The organism is Aminobacter sp. P4_H6_2 (assembly GCF_056400805.1).
Map to the genome: position 1 here is coordinate 1 of NZ_JBFUKO010000325.1, position 6,138 is coordinate 6,138.

The 6,138-nt window shown below is 60.0% G+C and carries 8 protein-coding genes; all 8 read left to right on the top strand.

Features of this window, described 5'->3' with window-relative positions; genetic code table 11:
- A partial coding sequence (locus AC1DUU_RS20540) for an ATPase, T2SS/T4P/T4SS family (RefSeq protein ID WP_476785245.1) occupies nucleotides 1-314 on the top strand: 314 nt, incomplete at its 5' end.
- Nucleotides 304-678: a TrbC/VirB2 family protein gene (locus AC1DUU_RS20545; protein WP_476785246.1), complete on the top strand. Its 375-nt coding sequence runs from the start codon at nucleotides 304-306 to the stop codon at nucleotides 676-678. The genes AC1DUU_RS20540 and AC1DUU_RS20545, both read left to right, overlap by 11 nt.
- Nucleotides 671-970: a conjugal transfer protein TrbD gene (locus tag AC1DUU_RS20550; RefSeq protein ID WP_476785247.1), complete on the top strand. Its 300-nt coding sequence runs from the start codon at nucleotides 671-673 to the stop codon at nucleotides 968-970. The genes AC1DUU_RS20545 and AC1DUU_RS20550 overlap by 8 nt, the downstream gene beginning before the upstream one ends.
- Nucleotides 971-984: 14 nt before the next feature.
- Nucleotides 985-3,456: a conjugal transfer protein TrbE gene (locus AC1DUU_RS20555; RefSeq protein ID WP_476785248.1), complete on the top strand. Its 2,472-nt coding sequence runs from the start codon at nucleotides 985-987 to the stop codon at nucleotides 3,454-3,456.
- Complete coding sequence (gene trbJ / locus AC1DUU_RS20560) at nucleotides 3,428-4,237, top strand: P-type conjugative transfer protein TrbJ (protein ID WP_476785249.1); 810 nt, start codon at nucleotides 3,428-3,430, stop codon at nucleotides 4,235-4,237. Before AC1DUU_RS20555 ends, trbJ begins: the two co-directional genes overlap by 29 nt.
- 68 nt (nucleotides 4,238-4,305) lie before the next feature.
- Entirely contained in the window at nucleotides 4,306-4,446 is a 141-nt protein-coding gene (locus tag AC1DUU_RS20565) for a DUF2749 domain-containing protein (protein ID WP_476785252.1), read from the top strand.
- A complete protein-coding gene (gene trbL, locus AC1DUU_RS20570) occupies nucleotides 4,440-5,630 on the top strand; it encodes a P-type conjugative transfer protein TrbL (protein ID WP_476785250.1) in 1,191 nt (396 codons plus the stop codon). Before AC1DUU_RS20565 ends, trbL begins: the two co-directional genes overlap by 7 nt.
- Before the next feature lie 14 nt (nucleotides 5,631-5,644).
- Nucleotides 5,645-6,138 (top strand): VirB8/TrbF family protein (locus AC1DUU_RS20575; protein WP_476785251.1); only part of this gene is annotated, 494 nt, incomplete at its 3' end.

The following is a 6,138-nucleotide window of genomic DNA, read 5'->3' on the forward strand; positions in this document are numbered from 1 at the left end:
TCGTCGGCGAGGTRCGTGATGGTGCGGCTTTGACGCTTCTGAAGGCCTGGAACACTGGTCATCCCGGCGGCGTAACAACGATCCACTCCAATACGGCGATGTCGGCGCTACGCCGCCTCGAACAGCTGACTGCTGAAGTCAGCCAGCAGCCGATGCGAGAAGTGATCGGAGAAGCCGTCGATCTCGTCGTGTCGATCGAGCGAACGCCGAAAGGTCGAAGGGTGCGTGATGTCGTCCATGTCGAGCGCTTTGCCGGCACTCACTATCAGACCGAGAATTGCGCGCAGATCGAGGAGCAGCGCCATGTCGCATGACCATCAAACCGTTGTCGTCAGTGCGTTCGTGCTGTCACTTTCACTTATGCTGGCCGATCCAGCGCTTGCCAGTTCAGGCGGTGGGCTGCCTTGGGAAGGCCCGTTGCAACGGATCCAGCAATCGATCACTGGGCCCGTCGCGGGCTTCATTGCGCTGGCAGCTGTGGCCGTTGCCGGCGGCATGCTGATCTTCGGTGGCGAGCTCAACGATTTTGCGCGCAGGCTTATGTATGTTGTGTTGGTAGCCGGCATCCTGCTCGGTGCCACTCAAATCGTTGCGCTGTTCGGTGCAACAGGCGCCTCCATCGGCGATGTCGTATCCTCTGCCGCTTTTCCCCAAACAGGGGAGGGGCCGCATGGCTGATGTTGGCTCCAATCTCCAGCGCAACCGCATCCATCGCGCTCTGTCGCGCTCGAACCTGCTGATGGGCGCGGACCGCGAACTGGTGCTCGTCACAGGGCTTGCGGCAGCGATCCTGATCTTTGTGGTGCTGACGCTCTACTCCACTCTGTTCGGGATCGCCGTCTGGGTCTTGGTGGTTGCTGCACTTCGCATGATGGCCAAGTCCGACCCAATGATGCGGCGCGTCTATATCAGACACATCTCCTACCGGCCGCACTACCGGCCCACTTCGACGCCGTGGCGTCGCTACTGAAGGACGGTTGGACTATGGCCGCACTGCGTTCTTTTCGTCATTCCGGCCCGTCCTTTGCCGATCTCGTTCCTTATGCGGGGCTGGTCGCTAATGGCGTCATCCTGCTCAAAGATGGGAGCTTGATGGCCGGCTGGTATTTCGCAGGTCCGGATTCGGAGAGTTCCACCGATGCCGAGCGCAACGAGATCTCGCGCCAAATCAACGCCATCCTTTCGCGCTTCGGCTCAGGCCGGATGATACAGGCCGAGGCGATACGGGTACCGACCGTCGCGTATCCGGCAACTGCGGAATGCCATTTTCCCGATCCCGTCACGCGCGCAATTGACGACGAGCGGCGTGGGCATTTCGAGCGCGAGCAGGGGCACTATGAGAGCCGGCATGCACTGATCCTGACCTATCGCCCGCCGGCGCGGCAGCGATCAGGGCTCACCCGCTATTTCTATTCGGACGCGGGAGGCAGGGCGGCAACCTATGCCGACACGGTGCTGGTGACGTTTGAGAATTCGATCCGTGAAGTCGAGCAGTCTCTGGCCAACGTTTTGTCGATCAGGCGGATGGTAACGCGATCGGTCGAGGAGCGCAGCGGTTTTGTGACCGCGCGCTACGACGAACTGTTCCAGTTCATCCGCTTTTGCATCACGGGAGAGAACCATCCAGTCCGCCTGCCTGACATCCCGATGTACCTCGACTGGCTGGTGACGGCCGAGCTTCAGCATGGGTTGACGCCGGTTGTCGAGAACCGCTTTGTTGGCATTGTTGCGATCGATGGGCTGCCGGCCGAAAGCTGGCCAGGCATCCTCAACTCCCTCGACCTGATGCCGCTGACTTATCGCTGGTCCTCGCGTTTCATGTTCCTCGACGACCAAGAGGCCCGCCAGAAGCTCGAGCGCACCCGCAAGAAGTGGCAGCAGAAAGTCCGGCCGTTTTTCGACCAGCTGTTCCAGACGCATTCGCGTTCGGTCGACCAGGACGCGATGACAATGGTGGCAGAGACGGAAGATGCGATCGCACAAGCTTCCTCGCAGCTTGTCGCCTATGGCTACTACACGCCGGTGATCCTGGCTTTTGACGAAAACAGCACTCGTCTTCGGGAGAAATGCGAGGCCGTACGGCGCCTGATCCAGGCAGAAGGTTTCGGGGCGAGGATCGAGACGCTGAATGCGACCGAGGCTTTCCTCGGCTCGTTGCCCGGCAACTGGTATGCCAACATCAGAGAGCCGCTGATCAACACACGTAACCTTGCCGATCTCATTCCACTTAATTCGGTCTGGTCAGGTAGCCCCATTGCCCCTTGCCCTTTTTATCCACCGGCCTCTCCACCATTGATCCAGGTTGCTTCTGGCTCAACGCCGTTCCGGCTCAATCTGCATGTCGACGATGTCGGTCACACACTTATCTTCGGGCCGACCGGGTCCGGCAAGTCGACGCTGCTGGCATTAATTGTCGCCCAGTTCCGCCGCTATCCCGGGGCCCAAATATTCGCCTTCGACAAGGGCAGATCGATGCAGCCACTGACACTGGCTGTGGGTGGCGACCACTACGAACTCGGCGCTGATAGCGAGGCTTCAGAAGAGGAGAATCCCAGTGGGGTGCTAGCCTTTTGCCCACTCGCCGATCTCTCCACCGATGCCGACAAGGCCTTCGCGTCGGAATGGGTCGAGACGCTTGTGGCGCTACAGGGTGTTTCCATCACGCCCGATCACCGCAACGCGATCTCGCGGCAAGTAGCACTTTTGGTGGAGGCCCGCGGACGATCGCTATCCGACTTCGTCTCCGGCGTTCAGATGCGCGAGATCAAGGAGGCTCTCCACCACTACACCGTCGACGGTCCGATGGGGCAGTTACTCGACGCCGAAACCGACGGCCTTTCGCTTGGATCGTTGCAGACCTTCGAGATCGAGCAACTGATGAATATGGGGGAGCGCAATCTCGTCCCGGTCTTGACCTATCTGTTCCGCAGGATCGAGAAGCGCTTGACCGGCGCGCCCAGCCTTATCGTCCTTGATGAGGCATGGTTGATGCTGGGGCACCCGACTTTTCGCGACAAGATCAGGGAATGGCTGAAGGTGCTGCGCAAGGCCAATTGCGCCGTGGTCCTCGCCACCCAGTCGATCTCCGATGCCGAGCGCTCCGGCATCATCGACGTGCTTAAGGAATCCTGCCCGACAAAGATCTGCCTGCCGAATGGTGCGGCACGCGAAGCAGGTACGCGTGAATTCTACCAGCGCATCGGGTTCAACGATCGCCAGATCGAAATCGTTGCAACAGCTGTGCCCAAGCGCGAATACTACATCGCTTCGCCGGAGGGACGGCGACTGTTCGACATGTCGCTTGGACCGGTAGCCCAGTCTTTCGTGGGCGCCTCCAGCAAAGACGATCTCAAACGTATCCTGGCACTGAAGCGCGAACATGGCCGCGATTGGGCGGCCCGTTGGCTCGATCTGAGAGGAGTTGGCCATGCTGCATCGCTCTTTACATCAAAATAGGCTGACCACTGCAGGTGCTGCGATCATGTTTGTAGTTACCGCGGCCGCGACCGAAACCGGGCACGCCGGTGGGGTGACGGGCGAGGCAACCGAATGGACGCAGCTCCTCAACAATGCCGAACTGGTTGCCCTGGTTGGCAAGTCGACCGAGCAGGTCAATAACCAGGTCAAGCAGATCACGCAGCTGGCCGAGCAGATCCAGAACCAGCTCAACATCTACAATAACTTGCTGCAGAACACCGCCCGGCTGCCGAACCACATATGGGGACAGGTCGAAGGCGATCTCAAGAAGCTGCAGGCCGTTGTCGGACAAGGACAGGGGATCGCGTTTTCGATGGGCAACGTCGATGACGTGCTCAAGCAGCGCTTTCAAAGCTTTGCCGATTTCAAGACGGGTCTCGCGGACGGCGAGACCTTTTCTGGCAACTACCAGACCTGGTCGACAACCAACCGCGACACCATTGCCGGTACGCTGAAGGCGGCGGGGCTTACGGCAGATCAATTCACCTCGGAAGAATCGACCATGAGCTCTCTGCGCTTCATGTCGGAAACTGCCGACGGCCAGATGAAAGCGCTTCAGGTCGGCCATCAGATAGCAGCCCAGCAGGTGGTGCAATTCCAGAAGCTGCGCGGGCTGGTCTCGCAACAGACAACGATGATGGGAACGTGGTTTCAGTCCAAGCAGGCGGACAAGGATCTGGCGCAAGCGCGGCGCGAAAGCTTCTTCAGTTCGACGCTGCCCAATGTGCGGGGCGGCCAGATGATGGAGCCGCGCTGGTGAACTCTTCCATGGTCATAGGGGTAGTGATCGGGATCGCCACTAGCTTCTGCACGGGTATCACCATCCGGATGCTGCGGGAACCAGTTCCGGCGAATGAGACCCCCGCGTCCACATCGGATACGGCGCGCCGGGAGCGGGCGGAAAATTTCTTCGGTGGCGATCCGGATAGGGACATACTCGGCGGTCAGGAGCTGCGGCTCCGATGGTAACAGTCAAGCAAGTCACCAGGTGCCATTTCGCCATCACAGTGATTGGCGCAATCCTTCTCGCCAGCACGCCTGTATTGGCGCAGCAGGGCTCGGTGCTGACCACACTGGAGAACCAGGTCGTGGCGGCCGCTCGCGGCTGGCAGACGACAGTAATGAACGCGGCGCGCTCGCTGTTTTGGATACTCGCCGGGATCGAGGTTGCGATAGCCGCGGTCTGGCTCGCGATCAACACTGCATCGCTCGACAGCTGGTTTGGAGAGCTCGTACGCCGTATCATGTTCATCGGCCTTTTCGCCTTCATCCTCGACCAAGGACCTAGCTTCGCGAAGGCTGTCGTCGACAGCCTGTTTCAGATCGGCGCCAATGGCGGATCAGCCTCACCTGCTAACATCTTCGACGCCGGCATTCGTGTCGCTTCGAAGATGTCTGAACAGGCAAAGTTCGGCTTGTTCGAAGACAACGCACTGGCGATTGCCGCCGTCTTCGCCATGGTCGTAGTGGTCGTCTGTTTCAGCCTGGTCGCGGCGATCTTTGTTGCGGTCCTGGTCGAGATGTATGTTGGACTTCTCGCAGGCATGATCATGCTCGGCCTCGGCGGCTCGTCCTTCACCAAGGATTTTGCCGTTCGGTACCTCATCTACGCCTTCTCGGTCGGCATGAAGCTGATGGCTTTGGTGATGATCGCGCGGATCGGCTCGGAGGTCTTGCTTGGGCTTGCCGAAGCACCGACGGCCAAGTCCGAACAGTTTGTTACTACGCTCGCAATCGCTGGCATCTCTGTTGTCGTGTTCATCATCGCGATGTATGTGCCGGCCATTCTCCAGGGCGTGGTGCAAGGGGCCTCTGTCGCCGGCGGCATGGAGGGGATACGCCATGGTGGGCAAGCGGCGACCTTCGCGGCTGGCGGCGCCTTCCTTGGCGCAAGTGCGGTCGCCGAGGGCACCTCTGCAGCAGGTGCTGCGCGGGCCGGCGGCTCCTCCATGGCGGCTGCAGCTTTGCGCGGCATGACCTCTGGGATCAGCAGCGCCGGCTGGGCTGCCGGATCGGCGGCCAAGGAAAAGGCGATCGCCTCACCAGGAGCCCATGCCGGCTCTCTGCTCGGGCTCGCAAATGCAAAACTCGACCAAAGCAGGCCATCGGGCAAGGCAGTGCCATCGCCGCAGCCTGTCAACGAGAACAAGTAGCCGGGAAGAGACCCATGGCCGAGCGCAACCCGCCCGAAAACCCCTATCTCGCTGCACGCCAGGAATGGAACGAGCGCTACGGGTCGTATGTAAAAGCCGCCGCCGGTTGGCGTATCGTCGGCATCACGGGAATGCTGATGGCATTGATCGGCTTCTCATATGCTCTGTTCCAGAGCACCCAAGTCAAGCTCGTCCCTTATATCGTGGAAGTCGACAAGCTGGGGACCGCTGCCAGTGCGGGGTTCCCTCAGCAGATCGAATATGCCGATACGCGCGTGGTGCGCGCGACACTTGGCAGCTTCGTTTCGAATTTCCGAAGCGTAACCCCCGATGCGGTCGTGCAGAAGCAGTATATCGACCGTACTTATGCACTCTTGAGAACTTCCGATCCTGCGACCGAGAAGGTCAATGCGTGGTTCCGTTCGAGCTCGCCCTTCGACAAGGCCAAGACCACTACTGTCGCAATCGAGGTAAACAACATCGTGGCACTCTCACCGCAGTCGTTCCA

Coding starts and splice junctions, on each gene's coding strand:
- AC1DUU_RS20555 (WP_476785248.1), top strand. CDS start 985: ATGGCCGCACTGCGTTCTTTTCGTCATTCCGGCCCGTCCTTTGCCGAT.
- AC1DUU_RS20545 (WP_476785246.1), top strand. CDS start 304: ATGTCGCATGACCATCAAACCGTTGTCGTCAGTGCGTTCGTGCTGTCA.
- trbL (WP_476785250.1), top strand. CDS start 4,440: ATGGTAACAGTCAAGCAAGTCACCAGGTGCCATTTCGCCATCACAGTG.
- AC1DUU_RS20565 (WP_476785252.1), top strand. CDS start 4,306: ATGCTGCGGGAACCAGTTCCGGCGAATGAGACCCCCGCGTCCACATCG.
- AC1DUU_RS20550 (WP_476785247.1), top strand. CDS start 671: ATGGCTGATGTTGGCTCCAATCTCCAGCGCAACCGCATCCATCGCGCT.
- trbJ (WP_476785249.1), top strand. CDS start 3,428: ATGCTGCATCGCTCTTTACATCAAAATAGGCTGACCACTGCAGGTGCT.